Source organism: Paenibacillus sp. YSY-4.3, from assembly GCF_054767475.1.
In genome coordinates, this window is record NZ_BAABMC010000002.1 from 274,540 (window position 1) to 296,097 (window position 21,558).

General features: G+C 48.2%; 19 protein-coding genes. 4 read left to right on the forward strand and 15 right to left on the reverse strand.

The features are described 5' to 3' along the window. Positions 1–39 precede the first annotated feature (39 nt). Positions 40–1,491, forward strand: coding sequence for an aminotransferase-like domain-containing protein (locus tag ACYUJT_RS08180; protein WP_460320406.1), 1,452 nt, complete (start codon positions 40–42; stop codon positions 1,489–1,491). A gap of 94 nt (positions 1,492–1,585) precedes the next feature. After that, a complete protein-coding gene (locus ACYUJT_RS08185) occupies positions 1,586–2,257 on the forward strand; it encodes a hypothetical protein (RefSeq protein WP_460320408.1) in 672 nt (223 codons plus the stop codon). Between the two features lie 82 nt (positions 2,258–2,339). Here ACYUJT_RS08185 and copZ read toward each other — a convergent pair whose 3' ends face one another. After that, positions 2,340–2,540 (reverse strand): copper chaperone CopZ, encoded by a 201-nt coding sequence (copZ, locus tag ACYUJT_RS08190; RefSeq protein WP_460320411.1) that lies wholly within the window; start codon positions 2,538–2,540, stop codon positions 2,340–2,342. Positions 2,541–2,777: 237 nt separating this feature from the next. Beyond that, on the reverse strand, positions 2,778–3,128 hold the full coding sequence (locus ACYUJT_RS08195) for a metal-sensitive transcriptional regulator (RefSeq protein ID WP_460320413.1): 351 nt from the start codon (positions 3,126–3,128) through the stop codon (positions 2,778–2,780). Between the two features lie 803 nt (positions 3,129–3,931). Here ACYUJT_RS08195 and ACYUJT_RS08200 point away from each other — a divergent pair. After that, positions 3,932–4,291 (forward strand): helix-turn-helix domain-containing protein, encoded by a 360-nt coding sequence (locus tag ACYUJT_RS08200; RefSeq protein WP_460320415.1) that lies wholly within the window; start codon positions 3,932–3,934, stop codon positions 4,289–4,291. Positions 4,292–5,498: 1,207 nt separating this feature from the next. Here the strand turns inward: ACYUJT_RS08200 and ACYUJT_RS08205 are convergent. The 13 genes from ACYUJT_RS08205 to ACYUJT_RS08265 form a co-directional block, all read right to left on the reverse strand. Then, positions 5,499–5,882 (reverse strand): hypothetical protein, encoded by a 384-nt coding sequence (locus ACYUJT_RS08205; protein WP_460320416.1) that lies wholly within the window; start codon positions 5,880–5,882, stop codon positions 5,499–5,501. Between the two features lie 65 nt (positions 5,883–5,947). After that, complete coding sequence (locus ACYUJT_RS08210) at positions 5,948–8,716, reverse strand: hypothetical protein (protein WP_460320418.1); 2,769 nt, start codon at positions 8,714–8,716, stop codon at positions 5,948–5,950. Positions 8,717–8,758: 42 nt separating this feature from the next. Next, positions 8,759–9,175, reverse strand: a complete 417-nt coding sequence (locus ACYUJT_RS08215) for a DUF4280 domain-containing protein (RefSeq protein ID WP_460320420.1) — start codon at positions 9,173–9,175, stop codon at positions 8,759–8,761. Continuing rightward, positions 9,175–9,711 carry a hypothetical protein gene (locus ACYUJT_RS08220; protein WP_460320422.1) on the reverse strand — a complete coding sequence of 179 codons (537 nt, stop codon included), beginning with the start codon at positions 9,709–9,711 and terminating at the stop codon, positions 9,175–9,177. The genes ACYUJT_RS08215 and ACYUJT_RS08220 overlap by 1 nt, the downstream gene beginning before the upstream one ends. Before the next feature lie 12 nt (positions 9,712–9,723). After that, positions 9,724–10,938 carry a pentapeptide repeat-containing protein gene (locus ACYUJT_RS08225; protein WP_460320425.1) on the reverse strand — a complete coding sequence of 405 codons (1,215 nt, stop codon included), beginning with the start codon at positions 10,936–10,938 and terminating at the stop codon, positions 9,724–9,726. Positions 10,939–10,966: 28 nt separating this feature from the next. Further along, positions 10,967–12,382 carry a contractile injection system protein, VgrG/Pvc8 family gene (locus ACYUJT_RS08230; protein ID WP_460320427.1) on the reverse strand — a complete coding sequence of 472 codons (1,416 nt, stop codon included), beginning with the start codon at positions 12,380–12,382 and terminating at the stop codon, positions 10,967–10,969. Further along, a complete protein-coding gene (locus tag ACYUJT_RS08235) occupies positions 12,379–13,047 on the reverse strand; it encodes a hypothetical protein (RefSeq protein ID WP_460320429.1) in 669 nt (222 codons plus the stop codon). Before ACYUJT_RS08235 ends, ACYUJT_RS08230 begins: the two co-directional genes overlap by 4 nt. Before the next feature lie 235 nt (positions 13,048–13,282). Then, entirely contained in the window at positions 13,283–13,567 is a 285-nt protein-coding gene (gene qoxD, locus ACYUJT_RS08240; protein ID WP_460320431.1) for a cytochrome aa3 quinol oxidase subunit IV, read from the reverse strand. A 1-nt stretch (position 13,568) separates the two neighbouring features. Then, positions 13,569–14,165, reverse strand: a complete 597-nt coding sequence (gene qoxC, locus ACYUJT_RS08245; protein WP_213591001.1) for a cytochrome aa3 quinol oxidase subunit III — start codon at positions 14,163–14,165, stop codon at positions 13,569–13,571. Beyond that, on the reverse strand, positions 14,162–16,105 hold the full coding sequence (gene qoxB / locus ACYUJT_RS08250; protein WP_460320435.1) for a cytochrome aa3 quinol oxidase subunit I: 1,944 nt from the start codon (positions 16,103–16,105) through the stop codon (positions 14,162–14,164). Before qoxB ends, qoxC begins: the two co-directional genes overlap by 4 nt. 58 nt (positions 16,106–16,163) lie before the next feature. Continuing rightward, positions 16,164–17,111, reverse strand: a complete 948-nt coding sequence (qoxA, locus tag ACYUJT_RS08255; RefSeq protein ID WP_460320438.1) for a cytochrome aa3 quinol oxidase subunit II — start codon at positions 17,109–17,111, stop codon at positions 16,164–16,166. Between the two features lie 1,163 nt (positions 17,112–18,274). Next, on the reverse strand, positions 18,275–18,397 hold the full coding sequence (locus ACYUJT_RS08260) for a hypothetical protein (RefSeq protein WP_460320441.1): 123 nt from the start codon (positions 18,395–18,397) through the stop codon (positions 18,275–18,277). A 68-nt stretch (positions 18,398–18,465) separates the two neighbouring features. Beyond that, entirely contained in the window at positions 18,466–19,443 is a 978-nt protein-coding gene (locus ACYUJT_RS08265; RefSeq protein WP_460320443.1) for a diaminopimelate dehydrogenase, read from the reverse strand. Between the two features lie 264 nt (positions 19,444–19,707). Between ACYUJT_RS08265 and ACYUJT_RS08270 the strand changes: the two genes are divergently transcribed. Continuing rightward, positions 19,708–21,534, forward strand: a complete 1,827-nt coding sequence (locus tag ACYUJT_RS08270; RefSeq protein WP_460320446.1) for a copper resistance CopC/CopD family protein — start codon at positions 19,708–19,710, stop codon at positions 21,532–21,534. Positions 21,535–21,558: the final 24 nt, after the last annotated feature.

The following is a 21,558-nucleotide window of genomic DNA, read 5'->3' on the forward strand; positions in this document are numbered from 1 at the left end:
AATTATATAATAGATCTTAAATTGGATCGGAGGTTTATTATGGAGCAATCCCATTGGCAGCCCAGCCGGCAATCGGCTACCCCGCTGCATATGCAAATTACGCAGTACATCCGGGACAAAATCGTCGGCGGCGAATGGCCCGTAGGCACCCGCATCCCCTCGCAGCGCAAATTGGCCGAGGCCTTCCAGGTGAACCGCAGCACGATTGTGACTGCCTTGGACGAGCTTACGGCGGCCGGAATGCTGGAGGGCAGCAAGGGCGGCGGTACCCGAGTGGTCAATCATACGTGGGGAGCGCTCGCTGCAACGCCGCCGACAAATTGGAACGACTACGTCAAGTCCGGCATCCACCGGCCCAACCTGCCCGCCGTCCAGGAGATCAACCGCGCCGAGTTCCATCCCGGTATTATCCGGCTCGGAACGGGAGAACTGTCGCCCGAGCTGCTTCCGCACCTAGAGATGAGCACCGTGCTGCGCCGCGTCGCGGATCGGACTCCCCTTCTGGGATATGGGGAACCAATGGGAGACCCGCAGCTTCGCGAGCTGCTCGCAGCCCGGCTCCAGAAGCTCGGCATCGTGGCTTCTCCCGCTTCCGTGCTCATCGTCTCCGGGGCGCTGCAGGCGCTGCAGCTCATCTCCGTTGGATTGCTCGAGCCGGGATCGGCCGTACTGGTAGAGCGTCCCTCCTATCTGTACTCCGTTCCCGTATTTCAATCCGCAGGCATGAAGCTGCGCGGCGTCCCGATGGATGAGAACGGCCTGCGGGCCGATTTGGTCGGCGCCTACGCGAGACAGTACAACGCTTCTTTGCTGTACACGATCCCGACGTTCCATAACCCGTCGGGCACGACGATGAGCGAGGAACGCCGCACGCAGTTGATGAAGGTTGCGGAGGCCGGGGGCCTGCCGGTGATTGAAGACGACGTGTATCGCGACTTATGGCTGGACGGGCCGCCTCCCCGCCCGCTCAAAGCCCGGGATGCCAGCGGAAACGTCCTCTATCTCGGCAGCCTGTCCAAGACGGTCAGCCCCGGCCTGCGCATCGGCTGGATCGCTGGCCCCCAGCCCGTGTTGGAACGGCTCGCCGACATTAAAATGCAAAGCGACTACGGCTCCAGCGCATTGTCCCAGCAAGCAGCCGCCGAGTGGCTTGGCAGCGGAATGTACGAGCAGCATATAGAGCAGATTCGCGAACGGCTAAGGGAGCGCCGTGCCGTCATGCTAGGCTGCCTGGGCAGGCATTTCTCTGGTATCGCAAGCTGGAATGAGCCTGCCGGCGGCTTTTATGTCTGGCTTAAGCTGCATTCCCCGCTCCCCGCGCGAACCCTGTTCGATCAGGCGCTGCGCCGGAACATTCTCATCAATCCCGGCCATCTGTACGATCGGGACGCGAATCAGTATATCCGTCTGTCATATGCCTTCGCTTCTCTAGATGACATGGAGCGCAGTCTTGTCCAGTTGGAGGAGATCATCAAGTCCATTTTATCCTAATGTATTATCCATATCATATTTTTCTAAAATATTCCAATATATAAGCAACTATTGTGATCCTATTGCCGTTTAAATAGATGGGAGGGGTCATACCATGCGTACTATGCGTTTTGTACAAAGCGTTGCCTGCACCATCGGGATATTCCTGCTCATTGCTGGGTGTAGAAATACAAAGGAGCTTAGCAGCGAGCCAAGCGTGCCGCAACCCGCCGCCGTCGAACAGCCCCCTGAGCCTGTCAATGCTGGCGCTAATAGCGGGAACGATTCGGCAGCAACAGGGGATCGCGAAGCGGAAGCTGGAGAACCTGGGGAGCCGGAGAACGATCGGGACACGGCAGCGAATCCCGAAGTCGATGGGAGCGCGGGGCAGCTGTACGGACTAGCTTTTGAAGCGATGATGCCGATAGATGAAGCCTTGAATGAGGACATGAAATATATTGCGATCGATTTCAGCGTGCTGTCGCATTTGGCGGAGGAAGATAAGCAGTACATTAGGGAGTACATCAGCAGCAGGTTTGCCGCCCCGGTCAAGGACGCTACCTTCGAACAGCTGAAGGAAAGCGAGGGCGACGATTTTACCGATAACGGAATGGTACTAAGCGGCGTGCTGCTCCAAATCGACAAAGTGGAAATCAGCGAGAACGGGGCTGTCATTGAAGGCATGAAGTACCGGTCCGGTAACGGAGCCGTCGGTGTAGTCATCCAGCTGGAATTGAAGGACGGGGCCTGGAAAGTTATTGAGGCGGCAAGCAATTGGATTAGCTGAATTGGAGTATCTAATTTTTCATAAAAAAACTGCCCGGGATGCACAAGATTTCTTGTACTCCCGGGCAGTTCTGCACTGCATTTTATACTACGTCGTAGCCTTGATCTTCGATCGCTTCCTTGATCGCCTCTACGCCAACCTTGTTCTCGTCATAGCTGACCGTGACGCTTTTGGCCGGCAAATCGACCTTGGCGCTCGCTCCCAGCTTGGATACCGCGCCCTCGACCGAGTTCACACAATGATTGCAGGACATTCCTTCTACGTTCAATGTAACAGTTTGCATTTCAATTCCTCCTCTTAACTTTTGATCACGAAGATAATTCAAGATGCAGCTCGGCTTCGAATCTTGCATTCACCCTTGAAATCCGGTGCTCATGTAGGTTTCCCTACACCCCGCTCCCTCTTTCTTCGGGTTTATACAACCTTCTCGGTGCTGAAAAGTTAACTTTTGATCACACTGTATTTCAAGATGTAATTCGACTTCGAATCTTGCATAAATGTTTGGTATTCCTGATAAATTTTATTTCATCAGCTTATTCACCGTAACCAGGAGCTCATCCACCACTTCGGTCTCTCCGGCCTGGATGCGTTCAATGACGCAGCTCTTCATATGGCCTTCCAGCAGCAGCCTGCCGACACTGTTCAGTGCCGACTGTACAGCCGCAATTTGGTTAAGCACATCGTCGCAGTACGTATCCTTGTCGATCATTCCCTTAATCCCCCGTATTTGCCCTTCAATCCGGTTCAGGCGCCGGGTCAGATTATTCTTCAGCTCATCAGAATGATGACTGTGCCTCTCTGCTGAGCCTGAATCTGCTGAATGACAAGCATTCTCCGCACAGTGATCTCCGGTCTCCTTAGGTTCTGTCATGCGGCTATCACTCCTTTCCTGTAATTATTATATTATACCCCTATGGGGTATGTAAAGATGTATTGAATGCGGAGCAGCCTCCAACTCAAAATTATTTACTCCGCTTATCTCATTACATTTCCTTCAAGAATATAGAGGTATATTGTTCTGCCAAGGTATCACTAACTTTATAAGAAAGTCGACACAATAGTCCGTCTACTTTGCGTATAAGCCGCTGAAGATGTTCGGTGCTCATACTCTGTAATGCAGATGCACTTGGGTAATTCGCTAGATATTTTACGGATTGGATTAAACTCACAGAGTCAAAGTCCATTCCCCTCTCGCTTCGTGTTAAATCGATCAATATTTCCAGAGACAGCGTGTATGGTGGAAAAATACTCTCCCTATGTTTAATATACAAAGACTTTAGCATGACTTCCAATGACCAATCACTGAGGATGAAACAGGGCTTGGGGAGATTATGGTGAAAAAAGATCGGGGTAAGATTCATGTAGGTTTGTGAGAGCTTATGTATTTGGCACGGTGTAGGAAAAATACGAGAATTTCTCAATCCTCTTACCGCCTCGAATACTTCAGACGGACTTCTGCCTGAATAGTGTAAATTATTCATCAATATCCGCTCCAATCTCGGTTTGTGTAATAGAACCTACATTTTCTTTGTAAATACGTATAAATTTTTAACTAAAGAGTAAAATATATACATAATATTACTATATAGTAGTTTTTATTGTAAATAACATATTATCTATACATTATTAGAAAGCATTTTATTCACTACACTTCTAAGTAAGAGAGGTGTAACCATGTCAGAAACCTTAAAGTTAGTCGGTACAAGAATTAGAGATATTCGAAAATCGAAGGGCTTATCACAAGAGGCATTAGCTGAAAAGGCTGGTTTCAATGCCAGTTATATTGGATTTATTGAAAGAGCTGAGAGGAATATTTCTTTAAAAAACTTGGATAAAATAGCTGCCGCATTAAATGTTGGAATACATCAACTTTTCACATACATTGAAGAACAAGAACATCTCACAGTTGAGGATTCGACGATAAAGGAAATCATATCCATGCTAAGAGAGCGTGATCCTGAGGATGCGGAGATGGCTAAGCGTATTTTGATTGAAATTTTCGAGAGATATGAGAGTAAAGAGAAAAGGTCGTAGATTCCTAAGGCAGGAATTTACGACCTTTTTATTTCATGATATTCATGGGTAAGCGCACACAGGCTTATAGTATACTATTATGCAGTCCATGTATTACTATAGTATAAATCCTAACACAATTTTTAGAGCAGGATTCAACCATCACAACAAACCGAAAATCTCTGCACTTCATAACAATAATCCGCATTATTAATATATTTATAAGATCACCTTTAGCCACCGCTTGGATTTGTTGAACAGCCAGGTTAGGGTTGATGGTTCATTGAGTTCTTGAAGTCTTGTAATAAACGTCTTGTACTCCTCACACTTGATGATGTCCTGAACCACAGCATCAGTTCTCTTTCATTTTCACATTAACGATAAATTCATGTGTTTTCTCGCTAATCAGCAAATACGGATGACAATGTAGATAGTTCGGTAGGTAATACGTATTGTCCTTCCCCTGATTGACTAGAACCAGCTTCTTATTAACCAATTCTTTGATGTGACGTTCTATCGTCTTTGAACTTCTCCCTACATTTCAGGCAATCATTCGTGGGTCGGGTAACACTGAGTCTTGTCGCTCATAAGGCCAATCAATATTCACTTCTCATACTAGCTCAAGCCGTAACAACGATGTATTTTATGTGGTACTTTGGTAATCCCTTATGCTGTGACGTAAACTCGCTCTCTTGACTTACCTTGTTCATGTACCCATTAAGCGTCTTGGCGGTCTAGAAATAAACCATTAGCTCTCGTTGTCATTTCGATTCCTACCTTCGTTAATCTGTGATTGCTATGCCACTCAGCGGCTATGAAATCAGGAAGACGGCAAGCCTTTGATACATGACCTTCCCATTGTAGATGCTTAATTAAATCCTAACAATATAAGTACTCGGACTATCTTGTAATATAGTTGCGATCAGTTCTTTCACCGTTTCTGTCGTTTCAATAATGTCCATTGTTGCGATTCTTTTTGAAAAAACGCAAGAAACAAAGATAACAACAAACAGGTTGATTATGGTAGTATCTGACCATAATCAACCTGTTTTAAGTAACGCCTTAAGCGTTGCGCGCGTACAAACGAAATGAAGATATCTTTATGTAGGATTCCCTGGGGTAGATGTGTTATTGGTTCAATGATGAGTTCATTCGGCTATTGGTAGCCTACCAAAGAAGAAACCTTGAAGATACTAAACCAATGGTACGACACTAAATTATTTAGTTATTACTTACCGCTCATTATTTCATATTTTTTAGCTAAAACCCATCCATTTAGACCGTACGAAGAAGTAACAACATAATAAGTGTATTGCTCTTTTACCAGCTTTTCTGTTAGTTCTTCAATGGTATCATATTCCATTGGCCAACAAGAATTTTTTTGTTTCTCTAACAACTCATGGTTATCTTTGAAAAAATAACTCAATTCATATTCATTAACATCAAAAATTATACTACCTTCTAATTGAGTTTCAAACAAGTGAGCTAATACATCACAAAAAACTATTTCTGTTGATGTTGAACCTGGATTTTGAATAGTATGAATAATAATCTTATGATTTTTCAAGTCAACTTCATAAGAAATTATTTCATTATCATGGATATTGGACATTTATTCAACCTCCTACTTTATTGTACTAGATACTACTCGTTGGGCTAATTTTTATTATTTCATTACTATTGCCTAGGATTTTTCTGACTCCAATCCCATTCATGTCTATGTGGAAAAGTATGAGTTCCATCTGCATTAGAATGATCATAATCTATATCTAATTGCGCCTTCCCATCAGGACCATAATATCTTCTTTGTGTTAGAACGCCCTTCTGATTATATAAATCTACTGATGTATTTGGGTCACCTTTTGGATTTAGATTCCTTCCGGTTACAACTTTATGATTCGAATAAGGTTCGCCCTGTTCCCTTAAAGTAATAGCACTAGAATTCCCATTACTCTTAGTAGAATTACTCGTATTCGGCGGTTCTGGAGTCTCCTTAGGTTTCTCCACTGTAGTATTCCTAGGATCATCCTTAGAACGTCTATCTTTAACAGACTTGGTGAACTTATCTAACTCTGCTCGAGTCATGGTCTTAAACTCAGGCTTTTTACGGTTTAGGTTAGGATTCCTGACATTGAACCCGCCACCTCTTATGTATGGAACTTCACTAGATTTATAGGTGTAGCCCGTAAAGAGTTCATTGATAGACATTCCTGCCCCTTCAGCATTATAGCTCGTATAAATCATCGCCAGGCCATGGAGCACACTTATACCGTACTTCTCTTTCATTTCTTTTACAATATCATCCGTGCTTCGTCTCTGTAAAACACGCATTGCCACATCTTCAGTTAATTCGTCAGACCATTCTAAGGATTTTTTCACTTCATGAATAACTAGATTTGTTCTCCAGTTTTTCTCAGTCAAATAATCTGGTATATTTTGCAATTCCCAGTGAAGTAGTACATCTTCAGGAATCTGACGGTATAAATGCATTACTTCCGTGGAATGTCTCAATAACCCCAGTATCATATCCTTTGGACCACCAGTAAAAGACAACTGACGCGCACTTGTCATCATCTTTCCTAAAATCCAATTGCTGTAGTATGCCGATCTCATCTCTTCGTAAATTTGTATATTGATCATACCTTGTGCTAGCAGAGCAGCTATTTGCTTTATAGGATGCAACGACCCCAAAGCAGGCATAGCAAGAATCCTTCCTCGAACAGGAACTCCCGCAGTTGCTTGTAATACACCTGCCTGCAGCGTCACGCCTACAGCCGTATTCGCAGGTCCCCCCATCGCACCTAATAGAACACCCGTCATCGCTGGAATCGAACCCACCAGCTTCGACTCCGTAGCCAACATGCTATTGGCCGCTGCTTCTGCAGCCGGACTTGTTATTTTCGCTGTAGGGGTATTTCCACTACCCGATGAAGTATTAGATGCAGCAGATGATTGGGCTGCCTCATATGCCTGTACACTGATTAGCTCTGGCTCCGGGACAGGGGGCAGGTCGGTCACAAATACCGGGGCCTTTACGGTCCCTTCCTGCTCTACAACCGGGGCTTTGAGGTCTGTTTCACCATCCAGCACCATGCTGCTGGCTCCGCCTTTGAGATACAGCGCTGTGCCGGCTTTTAGCGATAGCCCCTTCCCTGCCTTCAGCTTAACGCTGCCACCTTGAATTTGTACATTCCCCGGACTGCTGATGGTAACGCCGCTAGTTTCATGAAGCTTAATAGATACTTTACCTGAGGAGTGAAGCGTTAGCTCTTGCTCAGCTAAGCCTACACCGCTTCCCTTCGCATGCTGCCACACCTTCACATTAGGTTCTCCATGAGTACGCTGCTGGCGAAATGCATCGGTGACATAAGCATCCTGCTCGCGGTTTGTAGGCATATACAGCTCGATCTGGTCCCCGATTTCCGGCATATTATACCACCCGCTATGATCTTCTGCCACATAACGGGTGGCTACAGGAAACCAGCAGGCGGCGGGATGCTGCTCGGGGTCAATCTTCAGTTGGAGCTGCACACGATCCTGCTCTATTTGCAGCACCTTTCCTAGTAGAGAAACCCCCGTAATCTGATCATTCTCATACCGAGCGTAGCGAATCTCCTGTTCGGCTTGAAGGTCATATCGCGTACGGAGCATTCCATCCTCAAGACGTGTCTCAGCCCGAACCACGATAAGTTCTTTACCTTGTCCAATGGGGAGTTCAATCACATCTCCTAAGGCATAATACTCAAGGCTGTCAATGGTGTAAGTGACGTACGAACCAGCCCGCTCTCCCGGGTCCCCGGCAGCCAACTCATGAAACGTTTTCCGTACCCGGTAGAATACATCCCGCTCCAGCTTATGCAGCTTGCCTATCGGCAGCCCAAAAAAGATCTTGGGTGATGCTGCCGTCACTTCAGGTACGAGCACCGACCCGAATCGGGAGGCGAGACGCTTTAAAAATGCCCAATCCGTCTCCTGATATTGCAGCAGGAAGGTATCCAGCTTGGCGCCGTCCGTGACGGTATCAATGGCGTCCCCGTACTTATACTTACGCACCAGTGCCGTGACCAGATCATCATAAGTCCGCTGAGGTTCTTGATAAGAACGTTTTTTTAACTTCACGTCCAATTGATACGAATGCGAGGCAGCCTCCAGTTCAAAAGTGTAGACTCCCCTTATACAGTGTATAGACAGGCGGGTGGCCATCCCGTGAAATAATCTTCTTACCGTTTGCCCTTGCTCGTCCAACTGGCGAATAACGATCGGCTCCTGATCGATGTTTTGCCCGATCCATGCAGCCCCTTGTTCTTCGAGAAGAATGCCAGTCATCTGTAAGTACGCATGTTCGTTAATAGCTCTATGAATATGTAACTGCTGAATATGCTGTGGCTGAAAGGGACCGTAAAAACGTATACTTTCATAGCCGATCCCCTCTGTAAGTAAACTCAAGTATGTACATCCTCTCTCCTGACTTTGTCCCGGCTCCGGCCGTTAGTCCAGTTCCTGACCGTCATTCTCTATACGAATATGCCCGCAAAATAAACAGTGATGAGTGCAGTCCTGCGTTAAAGCGGGCTGGCCCTCGATCAGCATATCGCTTTTCCCATTCAGCCATGGCATCGTAAGAACGGGGATGCACGGAGCCTTCTTCACCCCATAAATATCAACCATTTCGCTGGTCTGCACAGCAGGATTATGAGGGCTGAAGCAGTTGCCAAAGGACTGAATGTTCTCCCCTGGCACGTAATCTGCTATGTTCATCATCGCTTTATTTTTGACGTATACCCCATGGCTGAAAGGACGCTTTAACCGGGTAGGCTGAGTGCCATAGCTGCAGCTCAAAATCGCGCCTGCTACGACATAGCTTTTGGCCCCGCCAGCTCCTGGCTGCACCTTTGCTTCCTTCATCAGACTGTTCTCTCCTTGCTTTCCATCTCTACTCTTTCAAGTCTTATCCCTATAAATGGACGACGCAGAAGACTCTCTGCCAGCGCTAAATCGATAAATATGTACGGCTCTATCAAATCTGCGATTTGAAAAATAGGAGACGTGGCCTTCCCGTATTGAAGTACCAAATGCTTCAACGTATGATCGGGATACCGTTCGGTGCTGTCAGACAAACATTCCTCCGCAGGAGGGCGCAGCACCCAGTACACCTCTTGCCTGGATTGCTTCAAATCGGTAAGTATCGCTGCTCTCCATTCCATGCCAGGCCTGTATTTTTCCAATAACACCTTCATGCGATTGGATACCAGCGGCACGGGATATTCCAGAAAGTCCGGAAACATGGATTGCGAGTGAATATGTACTGCTAAAAACAAAGGCGCATCTTCCTCCTGAGACAGGGTCATCTGCATGCCGCTCTTCATTGATAATGAGGACAGCGGCACAGGTTCTATACGATGCTTGATCCGATCGTCCATCATAAGCCGAAAATATCTCACGTAATTCGCCCCCTAAATGATTGAGTTAACTTCCCGGAGTTGTTCTTCCGTAAAATTCACGCCTTGCAGCTTGGCGCCTGTAAAATTAGCTCCAGCCAACTGCGCGCCGACAAAAGATGCGTCCGTCAGATCAGTCCCGGCAAAGCTGGCACCTGTCAGATCAGCATTCTCGAAGCAAACTGCCGCTAGATCAGCATTGATGAATGAGGCTTGCTGCAGCAAAGCATCTCGGAATACAGCGCCTTGAAGCTGAGCTTCTCTAAAAGAAGCCCCCTGCAGACTCGCCCCCGTAAAATTCACCCCGCTGAGTCCTAATGGCTCCCACTCTAGCCATGAATCGGAGTCGTTTACGCTGCCCATCACCCTGTCCATTACAGCGTTTCTTAGAGAGCAGCCGCTAAAATCAGCTCCATATATCAGACTGAAGGTGAAGTCAGCACCTTGAAGCAGACTATCCCGCCACTCGGTACCCACCAGTACGCAATATTGCAAATGGCTATTTTCCATCTGCATTCCGCGGAAGGCCGTATAGCGAAAATCCAGGCGGCTGTAATCCCCCTCCGATAGGTCAAGCTCCGTCAAGGCTTGATAGCCGTACTCCTGCGGTTCTTTCAAATCCAGCCATGCTTTGACCTCTTGAACATCCCGCTTCCGGCGATCTTCCTTATAAACGGAGAGGCTTTGATCCAAATACTCCCCGACACGGATTTCAAATATTTCTCCACGCTCCAGCTCCTGAAACTCGGGTGTATGCACAGCCCGTTTCATCGCCAGACGAAGCATATTCACCATGAATCCATGGAATTCCGTCGCTGCGTCCAGCATCATTTGCTCCAATCCGACCTCTGACGGCTGCTCTATTGCTTCGGTCTGCCGTTGCTCCTGCAGATGACTCCAATAGGAGAAGGCCCAGCTGATATCCCATTCAAATTGGACTGGAGCAGTATCAAATACCCAATACTCATCGGCGGCCTCGACTAGATAGACCGGATGCTGCTCCAGCCATGCCGTCCGCAGCATAGAGTAGGTGATGTAACTTATGCTGCCTTTTTGTCCCTGAACCTGCCTTTGACGAATGTCGCGGCAATATTCTCTAAATTCCTGTACGCATTCCTCAATGCGTTGTTCTAACGTAGCCTTTAGCGCCGCTGCCCAATCCTTACGAATAAAGGGCCATACCTCGTTATGACTTACTTGCTGTTCCAGCCCTTCCAGAGGCTTGTCCATTGTGTCTACACCACCCGGTACGCTTATGTTAGTTAGATTTCACTTCGCTGCCCTTCATTTTGGCTGAACCGCTAAGTTCAATATGACTGCCGTTGCAATCCATGCGCAGCTCGCTGCCTGCTGAGAGTGACATCGTTTTCCCAGCCGTTAGGCTCATATCTCCCCCTGCCGAGATGCTTACGGCATTATTGCTCACAATATGTATGCCTTCCTTGTCGTTCAACTTGATATAAATAGCCCCTTCTTTTCCCGTGATGACCAGTTCATCCGGCCCCAGGCAAATTTCTTTGCCATGAGGGGTTCGCCATATTTTCTTCTGAGGATCAGAAATTTTATTATGGGCGCTTCCTTTTGTATTTCGTCTGACAGAACTCCCTGCAATGCCATCTTCTTCTCGGCTTCCCGGAAAATAGAGTGAAACGGGATCGCCTATTTCAGGCATCACATACCAGCCCGTATGCCCCTCAGCGCTATAGGCCGTAGAGTAGTTGAACCAGTGCGCCTCATCTACTTCCTGCCTCTCATCGCAGTCCAAATGAATGCGTACCTGATCCTGGCGCACGTCCACGACGACGCCACTTAAAGATGCACCGGCCAGCTTTTCCTGATAGTAGCTTTTTTGCCGGAATCCCTGGTAAGATCCCAGAACATACTGGTGTCTCAACTGCCCCTGTCTCATTTCGGCATAAGCTTCCATCACAAATAGGCTGTGCCCTTGAAAGGCCAGTTGTGCGCCTAAATCCAGCACCTCATCCGTCTCTACCTCATAAAAGATAAAGTCGTTCTCTGTTAGCTTGGCCTGATCATTCTCCTGAAAATAACGGAATGGCAGCATTTGTTTGCGGACGGTGTACCGGCTACTATCCAGCACCACATGTGCAGGAATATCCTCAATCCCAAAATAAAACTTCGGACTATCAAAGCGAGCGACAGGCATTAAGCTTGTATGATAGCGGGAAGCCAAACGTCTTAAAAATGCCCAATCCGTCTCTTGGTACTGGACGGCAATGCGCCCGATCTGGGCCCCGTCAGTAGCTCCGTCAATCACATCAAGCCCCACGTAATCTTTGCCAATCTGCTCCAGCAATTGAGGAATCGTCATTTTAATATTCTGGAAAGAACGCGTGCGCTGCTTAATGTCCATTCGGTAGGTATGGGAAATGGCCTCGACCTCCAAATAGTACACATCACGTACAACTCTCACCTCTACCGAGAGCGCAATCCCGCTAAATAACGGCTTGGTGTCGCCAGACTCATCCTTTTGGCTCACCTCAATGACCGTATAGCTGTGCGTTGTTTCTACATAGCTGTCCTGCATCTCTTCTGGAATCACGCCTGTAAAATACAGCCGGGTATGCTCATTAATTTTCTTCGTTAAGGTAAGCTGTTCCAGATTAATTCTTTCAAATGGGTGAATTAGAATGTTATCGTAGCCCAAGCTCATCTTGAAGCCCCTCCTTCCTTGAACAGCAATTCGGAGGGATCAGGGACAATTCTAAGCGATTGCACCATATTTCCGGCTACAGGCAGCCACGCATCCATGTCGGACTCCATACAGTTGAAGGCACCGATAACTACGCATCCTTCCAGAATAAACAGCAGCATTTCGTTATACAGGTTACCGTCTACCCCTGCTGTTACGAAGCGAATGCTTCCAATAGAAAGGCCATATTCATTAACGACCAACTCCGTACCCATCCAATTACGGATCGGTTGAACAGAGCGCAGCACGTCTGCCATTCGCTCGATAAAATCAGGAAGCTCCCCAAGCTCCAAATTCGCCTCTGTCGGATTAAAAGTAATATTGATGGTCCCTTCAGAAGAAGTGTAAATAACCTTCGGGCGATGCTCCGAAGGATACTTGAATTTAGCTTGCTCCAGGGGCATGAGATGAAAAACTTTCGGAATTTTCACCTCGATTTTTCCATCCAGTACGATCACTGGGGTGAGAGTTACAATCTCATTTTTTATGCGCAGCACCATACTCTTGTCGGTCACTAAGCTGTCTTTCTCAGAACCTGTTGGTTGAAGCTGGCTCGATTTTGCTTCGTCATCCTTAGTTATTAATTCCTGTCTAATACTAAGGATCTGTTCATCCAAGTAATTCATAGTATGCAGTCTCTTCTTCCTCCGAATTATAATTTATGTAAATGAAACCCATCCATACCTATATTTCGGACGCATACTTATAAAAGTTAACCCATAATCCTACTTATTTCACAAGAAAGACATCCATCGACGCGAGTTGCTGCAAAAAAATCACCCTGACCTCGGGCTTTCGCCCTTAGATCAGAGTGATTGTCATTTCTATATAAATCTAGCTTTATCAAACTTGCCTATTCGCTTATTGATATCCCCAGATCATCGTAAACAGTGTACCGAAAATCGTCACCAAACCTACGAACAGCGCGTAAGCGATATTCGTATAAAGCGATGTCTTCGAACCCGTCTCGCCGATGTGCATGAAGACGAACAGCTGAACTGACATTTGAATGATCGCGCAGACGAGCAGAACCGTCAATTGCATCCCGTAGGACATATCGAAGAACAGAACGGTCAGCGCAACGATCGAAAGGATCAGCGAAGAGACATATCCCATGACGTGTTGAAGCGGGAACAGTTTTTTCATGTCACATCAATCCTTTCAAGTATACAAAGCTAAAGATGAAAATCCAGACGACATCTAGGAAGTGCCAGTACAACGAGAAGATAAACGACTTGTTCGCCGTATCCGGCGTGAAGCCTTCACGTTTCATTTGCAGCATCAATCCGCCGCCCCACACCAATCCGAGCGTAACGTGCGCCCCGTGGAGGCCCAGCAGCGTGAATAAGCTGGACATGAACGCGTTCGTTTGCAGCGTCGCGCCTTCGCCTACATACGTAACGAATTCATAAATCTCGACGCCTAGGAATCCGAGGCCAAGCAATAGAGTGACTGCAAAAAATCCTAACGTCGCTTTCATCAAGCCTTGCCGCATACTGTTGATCGCCAGACCGATCGTAAAGCTGCTCGTCAGAAGCAGGAAGGTCTCGATAAGCACCGGTCCGATTTCAAAAATCTCTTTCGCCGTAGGACCGTTGCCGGTCCGGTTCCACAAGGTGAAATATACGGCGAAGAGCGTGGAGAACATGACGATCTCTGCTCCGAGAAATACCCAGAAGCCGAAGATGCGGTTTTTGTTCTCTTCCGTGCTATATTCCAGCGGTACTGAATGATCTATTTTCATACCTGTTCACCCCGCAATCGTTCTTCGGTCGCCACAACTTCCTTCACAGGAATATAATGTCCGCGATCGCGTTCAAAGGATCTGACTATCAACATAACGAAGATGCCTATGGCTCCAATCACAGCCCCTACCCACCAGTTAAAGACCATGAAGAATCCGAAGATCATAAAGATCATACCGAGAATAAACGGCTGGCCGCTGTTGTTAGGCATATGAATGTCGCTGTATTCCTCAGTATACAGGGATTTGCCGGACTTCTTCGCAAACCAGAACGCATCACGATTCTCAATGTCAGGCATACGCGCAAAGTTGTAATGAGGAATCGGGCTTGGCGTGCTCCATTCCAAGGTGCGTGCATTCCATGGATCGCCATTTGTCTCTCTCGGCGCATAGCGGAAGCTCCAGTAAATGTTGTATACGAGTACTGCAAATCCAATAGCTAGACCGACCGAACCGATAGACGCTATAAGATTCAGCGGCCCGAAGCCTGTTTCTGCAGAATACGTGTACATCCGCCGCGTCATCCCATTCAATCCAAGGGCGAAGAGCGGTAGGAACGTTACGTTAAAGCTCACCACAATAATCCAGAAAGCCAGTTTGCCTTGCTTGTCGTTCAGACGGAAGCCGAACAATTTCGGGAACCAGTAGTACATTCCCGCTAGAACCCCAAAGACTGTCCCTGGGATCAATACGTAGTGGAAGTGGGCTACCAGGAACATCGTGTTGTGGTACTGGTAATCCGCACTTGCCATGGCAAGCATAACACCGGTAACTCCACCAATCGTAAAGATCGGAATAAAGCCAAGAGCATACAGCATCGGTGTCGTAAATTCAATTCGGCCTTTTTGCATCGTAAATAGCCAGTTGAAGATTTTGATCCCGGTCGGAATGGCAATCGCCATCGTCGTCACGGAGAAGAAGCCGTTAACCATCGCGCCGTGTCCCATTGTATAGAAGTGGTGAGCCCACACGAGAAAGGACAGGACCGAGATGATGACCATACTGAACACCATCGATTTGTAACCGTACAGGTTTTTGCGTGAAAACGTCGAGATAACTTCACTAAAAATACCGAATGCGGGCAAAATAACGATGTATACCTCAGGATGCCCCCATACCCAGAACAGGTTGGCCCAGAGCATATCCATCCCGCCATTGGCCATCGTGAAGAACTGCGAGCCGAACTGCCGGTCCAGCATCATCAACAGCAGCGCGATCGTCAATACCGGGAACGCGAATACGATGATGACGGAAGTGACCAGAATCGACCATGTAAACATCGGCATACGCATCAGTTTCATTCCAGGCGCGCGCATTTTGAGAATGGTAACGATAAAGTTAACCCCGGTCATGAGCGTACCAAGCCCGGCAATCTGCAGCGCAATGGAGTAATAGTTATTGCCTACCGTCGGGCTGAACTCAATGCTCGACAGCGGGAAGTAAGCCGTCCATCCGGCATCCGGCGATCCGCCGATGACGAATGAAATGTTGAACAGCATCGCTCCCGCGAAGAACAGCCAGAAGCTGACGGCGTTCAGGCGCGGGAACGCAACGTCCCGTGCTCCGATTTGCAGCGGAACGACGACGTTCATCAAGCCGATAATAAACGGCATTGCCATGAAGAGGATCATGATGACCCCGTGCGTCGTAAAGATTTCGTTATAGTGCTGGCTGTCCAGTAGTCCGTTCTCTGGGACAGCAAGCTGCGCACGCATCAGGAGGCCGTCTACGCCGCCCCGAAATAGCATGATGAGTGCAGAAATGATATACATGATACCGATTTTTTTATGATCAACGGTCGTTAACCATTCACGCCACAGGTAGCCCCATTTCTTAAAATAGGTGAGCCCGACAACAATTGCAATGGACACAAGGACAATACTGACCATCGCGCCGTAAATCATCGGTTCGCCCGTGACGAAAAATTCGTCCCATTTCATTTAGCTTACTCCTTTCCAGTTCTAGTTGCCTTGCGAGCATTCTGCTCTTCTTACCTGATTAATGATTGTGCCCGGAGTGATCCGTCTCTCCGCCTCCGCTGTTCTCTGAACCGAGTTGATCGATTTGGAACTGATCGAGCTCGGATTTCGCGGCGGAGTCGCCGTGATTATGCCCAGCGTGCTCACCCTCAGGCGGCGGTAAGAACGTCAGGTGAGTAGAGGAGTAGGTTTTTCTGCCGACAAATTTCGTATCCAGCAGCGTTTGGAATTCGTCTTGTGTCAAATCGGGAGCCGTGTCTTTTACTTCATCCACCCATTTGTCGTACTCTTTCTGGTTCATCGCCAGTACCTCGAATTCCATGTGGGCAAAGCCTTCACCCGAGAAGTTCGCATTCTTGCCCACTAAGGAGCCTTCATGCTCGGCAACGAGATTCAGCTTCGTGACCATATCGCTCATCGCGTATTTCTGGCCGCCCAGCTGGGGTACCCAGAAGCTTGTAATCGGCCCGTACGCATACAGACGGAACTCGATAGGACGATGAGTCGGGATATTTACGTAGTTTACTGTCTCGATTCCTTCCTCTGGATAGCTAAAATGCCATTTCCAGTTGGAGGAAGAAGCATAAATAACCATTGGCTTCTGATCTTGATAATCTTTAGGTACAGCCTCAACCTCGTTCGTACTACGAATCGTAACCACAGATAGTATGATGACGATCACTAGCGGAATCGCGGTCCAGGTAATTTCCATCCAGGTCTTTCCCTCGTCATGTGGCGGCTCGTAGTCCGGAGCTGCCTTAGAAGCGCGGTATTTGGTAAGCATGTAAACATAAAGCACGTAAACGACGAGCAATATAAGCGCCATCGTGATGATGGAGAAAATAATGACGTCGGATTGAGTCTTGGCTACAGGTCCTTTCGGATCCAATACCGTCAGAGTATTGCAGCCGGACAGGAAAACAAGCAGCGCTGAAAATGCGATTAACAGCAGCCCTCTTCTTTTCATAGATTCCGTTACCCCTTTCTAAGCAGTAAGTTCCACGATGTGATACAGGTTGATAAACAGTCACGTGAACTTAAGTATTACAACTAAGAACAATGTTAGGATTCGTTAAAAACAAAAACAAACCATAGAGAAAGGCAATTATGTAATATATTTACAAATGTATGCCTGTCCACCGCTTATCTCCCCACCCCAAAAGTCGATATTCGGCTGTATTCGCCCAAAAAACGTCAAATTCAGCGATTTTGATAATTGTTCACAATGAACGTTTGAAGCGCCCGAGTTCGCAGAATTGTCATAATAGATTGAGGGGGTTGTAATTAAAATCACATACATTTGAGTCCTTATCAGTTCCCTATCCCTGTGGAAAAGCTTGCTAAGTTGCTTAATCCTCGGGTCATTTTACTGGCAATTTGGGTCTCGTCAGTATGAGGTTTGTGAGATTGTGTGGTTGGATATGTAGGTGAATAGGTGCGTCGATGGTAGAAGTAAATCAGAATAAACTCGCGGCGCTGGAATGGGTTGCTATGAGGGATTAGTAGATTGGTTAGCTGGCACATTGAGTCACTACGAGGGATAGTAGCTCGGGGGAACACGGAGTCACTACGAGGGGAATAGTAGCCGGATGGCACACGGAGTCACTACAAGGGATAGTAGCTGGGGGGGCACACAGAGTCACTACGAGGGATAGTAGCTGGGGGAGCGCACGGAGTCACTACGAGGGATAGTAGCTGGGGGGCACACGGAGTCACTACGAGGGATAGTAGCTGGGGGAGCGCACGGAGTCACTACGAGGGATAGTAGCTGGATGGCACACGGAGTCACTACGAGGGATAGTAGCTGGGGGAGCGCACGGAGTCACTACGAGGGATAGTAGCTGGGGGGCACACGGAGTCACTACGAGGGGATGATTGTGATACACGGCGATTTCTTCAGTAGAAGGACTCCGCTTAGCGTTTGCGGCAGTTTTGATTTATTAGAGTAACTTACCAACCTTTACGGACACCAGATCCGCTATTTCGCGATTTACTCGATATTTCGCACCATTACGGACACAGAGGTCGTTATTTGCCTATAAACACCTTGATTAAGCCAACTTTAGCAGCAATAGCGGAACCTGGGTCCGTTAGTACAACAAATTCGGCGATTTTGGACAAATAACGGAACTACGGTCCGTTAGCCACCCCGTTAGCCGCTCCGTTAACCTCCACGATCCCCCCTAATAGCCCCACCTTCACGCTCCGCCTAGCAACTATCGGGGACAACTCAAACAGCAATTCAGCTAGCACGCCCTCCTCAACAAAACAAAGGCCACCCGGGAGATTCACTCTCCCAGGCGGCCACAAAAGTGCTAGCCTTACAGCAATTCTTTGCGAAGCTGTTCCGGCGATTTAGGCGACAGCAGGCCAAACGGAATGTCAAATACCGTTCTCGCCCCGGATTCGCCTGCTTGGGACAGCTTGTAGGCTGCGCGCGCGTAGGCCACAAGCACGCTTGCCGTAAATTCGGGATTGCTGTCGAGCTTCAAGCCGAATTCGATAATTTGCGTGTTGTTCTCTCCCGTGCGGCCGCTTCTCAGCACGTTGCCTCCATGCGGCATAGCGGAGTGCTTCGCCTTCAGCTCTTCTTCACTTATAAAATGTACCGTCGTATCGTAGTCAGCAAAGTAGTTCGGCATTTCCTTGATTTCGCGTTCGATCCGCGCAACATCGGCACCCTCTTCAGCAACAATGTAGCATTCCCGCATATGCTTCTCTCTCGTGGACAGCTGCGGGTTCTCCCCGTTGCGCACCCGGTCTACAGCGGACTCAACCGGAATCGTATACTGCACGCCGCCCTTCACACCTTCCACGCGACGAATCGCATCGGAGTGGCCTTGGCTAACGCCTTTACCCCAGAAGGTATACTCATTGCCCTCAGGAAGAATAGCTTGTCCAAGCAAGCGGTTCAAAGAGAACAAGCCTGGATCCCAGCCGGTGGAAATAACGCTCACGTTTCCGCCCGTGGAAGCCGATGCGTTTACTTTGTCGAAATACTCAGGAATTTTCGCATGTGTGTCAAAGCTGTCCACCGTATTGAACATTGCGGACAACTCGGGCCCTTGCTGCGGAAGATCCGTGGCCGAACCTCCACAAAGAATCAACACGTCGATATCGCCCTTATACTTCTCCAACTCGGAAATATGCACGACGCCGCTAGCTGCCGCCACCTCATCCGGGTTTCTTCTCGAAAAAATTGCACGGAGCTCAAGATCCGGATTTTGCTTGATTGCTTTTTCCACGCCGCGTCCTAGATTCCCATAACCTACGATACCCACTTTGATGTTCGATGCCACTTTACGTATCCTCCTTCAAAATTAGATCTTAATTATTTTATCTTACTATGGGTCATTTTTAAATCTTTAGCCTCATAAGTTAGGCATTACTTCTTCCGTCGTTACGGCTGCCCCGCAATAAATTTCACAAAAATGTCAATTTTTCCGTTTTTAGTCCCCAAATATAGCCCGATGAGGTCATATTCCTCCTAAAAAAATAACTGTAAAATAAGGTTCGTTATGAAAAATGTCATTGTAAATCAGTAAAAAGGAGTGATCCTTGTATTGAAAAACCGGTATGCAACCAAGGCGCTAACCGCACTTATGCTCTGCTGCCTTCTGTTCTCCCTACCTGCATCCGTATCCGCCCACGCCTATGTTGTGGCGTCGTCTCCTGGAGAAAATGAAGTGCTGGAGGGCGCTCCCGCTTCGGTCAGCATTACCTTTAACGAGCCGATCGAAAAGGCGTTTCACTCCATTCAAGTTACCGATCCTTCAGGCCAGCAAGCCGCCAATGGAGAGTCCAGGATCGATGACGCGAATTCAGCTAGATTAATCGCGGACCTGAAGCCGGATTTGCCGAACGGGATTTATACCGTGAATTACAAAGTGTTGTCCAGCGATGGACATACGGTCACCGGAACGTTTCCTTTCATCATCGGGGATGCCGCAGCCGCGCAAAACCCAGCCGCAGCAAATGAATCCGGCAGCAGCCAAGAACACGTTTGGCCCAAGCTCGCTCTTCTTCTTGTGCGCTGGCTTCAGTACAGCGGATTGGCCATATATATAGGCGTGCTCCTCTTTCATTTGCTGCTCTTGCCGCGCCGCAGACTGGAAGCCGAAACTGCTGCCCATATAGATAACAAAACCGCTTCGGTAGATATCTCGCAAGAGCATAACAAAGGCGCTACAAGGACTAATGAGCACCAAATCGGACGACTCCAAAATCATCTTGAAACATATACAAAATCATCATTATGGCAGCGAACCAAACGTCTTCTCATTTTGTCTCTCATTCTGGCTGCGGCCGGGATCGTACTGAGCCTGCCGCAGCAGACGGCGAGCGATGCCGGAGTTCCCTGGAACCAAGCCTGGAATCCAGCATGGATTAAGGATACGCTGAACCTTACTTCGTTTGGCAAAGCCTGGACTGCCGAAATGATACTGCTGCTCATGCTGGCAGGACTTACCGCCGCACTTGTTATTTTCGCAAAAAGACAAAACCGCTTGGCAGCAGATTTGACCGGCGCAGCCGCGCTCCTGACCAGTCTCGGTATTCTGCTCGCCAAATCGTTTATCGGCCACGCCGCAGCCGCGAACGGAAGAAGCATGGCGATCGCCATGAACTTTCTGCATCAGGCTTCCTCCTTCCTATGGCTGGGAGGGCTGCTCTCACTCGCATTTCTACTGCCTGCTGCCACAGGTCCATTGCGGAATTCGCCCGGCTCCAAGAGCCTTATATACTGGGAAACGATCCGGCGCTTCTCTATTCTCGCCGCGGGCTGCGTCGCTATCCTGCTCTGTTCCGGGATCTACGCCAGCTTGCTCCATGTACCAACATGGTATGCGCTGCTGCACAGCAATTACGGCTTCATTCTCCTTGCGAAGAGTGGACTAACACTAGTCATGCTGGCTCTAGGCTTCTCCGCATTCTTGCGCGGCCGCAAGCAGACCCGTCCCCTGAGCCGTGGGGTATGGATCGAGTTCGTGACCGGATTGATCGTACTCGTCCTAGCTGCTGTTCTATCAAACATGCCAACGGCTCTATCCAGCCCGGGCCCGATTCAGTTGAAAGCCGTAACCGCGGACGGCTATCACATCGCCGTATTAATATCGCCTAATACCGTCGGTGAGAACCGCTTTGAGGTGACCGCCCTGGATAGTGAGCAAAAGCCGCTTAACAGCATCGAACAAATAACGCTCACGCTAGCCTCCCTCGACATGGATATGGGAACCATCGAACTCGCGATTCCGGGAGGTGGCGATTCCATCCCGCTTAGCGGCAACACGATCGTGACAATGGGCGGCAGTTGGAGACTTAACGTTCATATTCTGCTGTCATCGCTGGATACGATCGATAGCAGCTTCACATTTCAAGTCGGCAACAAGTGATTTCTCACATCAACATAAATAAAA

Bases quoted from the DNA above. Each gene is read 5' to 3' on its own strand.
- ACYUJT_RS08180 (WP_460320406.1), top strand. From the start codon at position 40: ATGGAGCAATCCCATTGGCAGCCCAGCCGGCAATCGGCTACCCCGCTG.
- ACYUJT_RS08185 (WP_460320408.1), top strand. From the start codon at position 1,586: ATGCGTACTATGCGTTTTGTACAAAGCGTTGCCTGCACCATCGGGATA.
- copZ (WP_460320411.1), bottom strand. From the start codon at position 2,540: ATGCAAACTGTTACATTGAACGTAGAAGGAATGTCCTGCAATCATTGT.
- ACYUJT_RS08195 (WP_460320413.1), bottom strand. From the start codon at position 3,128: ATGACAGAACCTAAGGAGACCGGAGATCACTGTGCGGAGAATGCTTGT.
- ACYUJT_RS08200 (WP_460320415.1), top strand. From the start codon at position 3,932: ATGTCAGAAACCTTAAAGTTAGTCGGTACAAGAATTAGAGATATTCGA.
- ACYUJT_RS08205 (WP_460320416.1), bottom strand. From the start codon at position 5,882: ATGTCCAATATCCATGATAATGAAATAATTTCTTATGAAGTTGACTTG.
- ACYUJT_RS08215 (WP_460320420.1), bottom strand. From the start codon at position 9,175: ATGAAGGAAGCAAAGGTGCAGCCAGGAGCTGGCGGGGCCAAAAGCTAT.
- ACYUJT_RS08225 (WP_460320425.1), bottom strand. From the start codon at position 10,938: ATGGACAAGCCTCTGGAAGGGCTGGAACAGCAAGTAAGTCATAACGAG.
- ACYUJT_RS08230 (WP_460320427.1), bottom strand. From the start codon at position 12,382: ATGAGCTTGGGCTACGATAACATTCTAATTCACCCATTTGAAAGAATT.
- ACYUJT_RS08235 (WP_460320429.1), bottom strand. From the start codon at position 13,047: ATGAATTACTTGGATGAACAGATCCTTAGTATTAGACAGGAATTAATA.
- qoxD (WP_460320431.1), bottom strand. From the start codon at position 13,567: ATGAAAAAACTGTTCCCGCTTCAACACGTCATGGGATATGTCTCTTCG.
- qoxC (WP_213591001.1), bottom strand. From the start codon at position 14,165: ATGAAAATAGATCATTCAGTACCGCTGGAATATAGCACGGAAGAGAAC.
- qoxB (WP_460320435.1), bottom strand. From the start codon at position 16,105: ATGAAATGGGACGAATTTTTCGTCACGGGCGAACCGATGATTTACGGC.
- qoxA (WP_460320438.1), bottom strand. From the start codon at position 17,111: ATGAAAAGAAGAGGGCTGCTGTTAATCGCATTTTCAGCGCTGCTTGTT.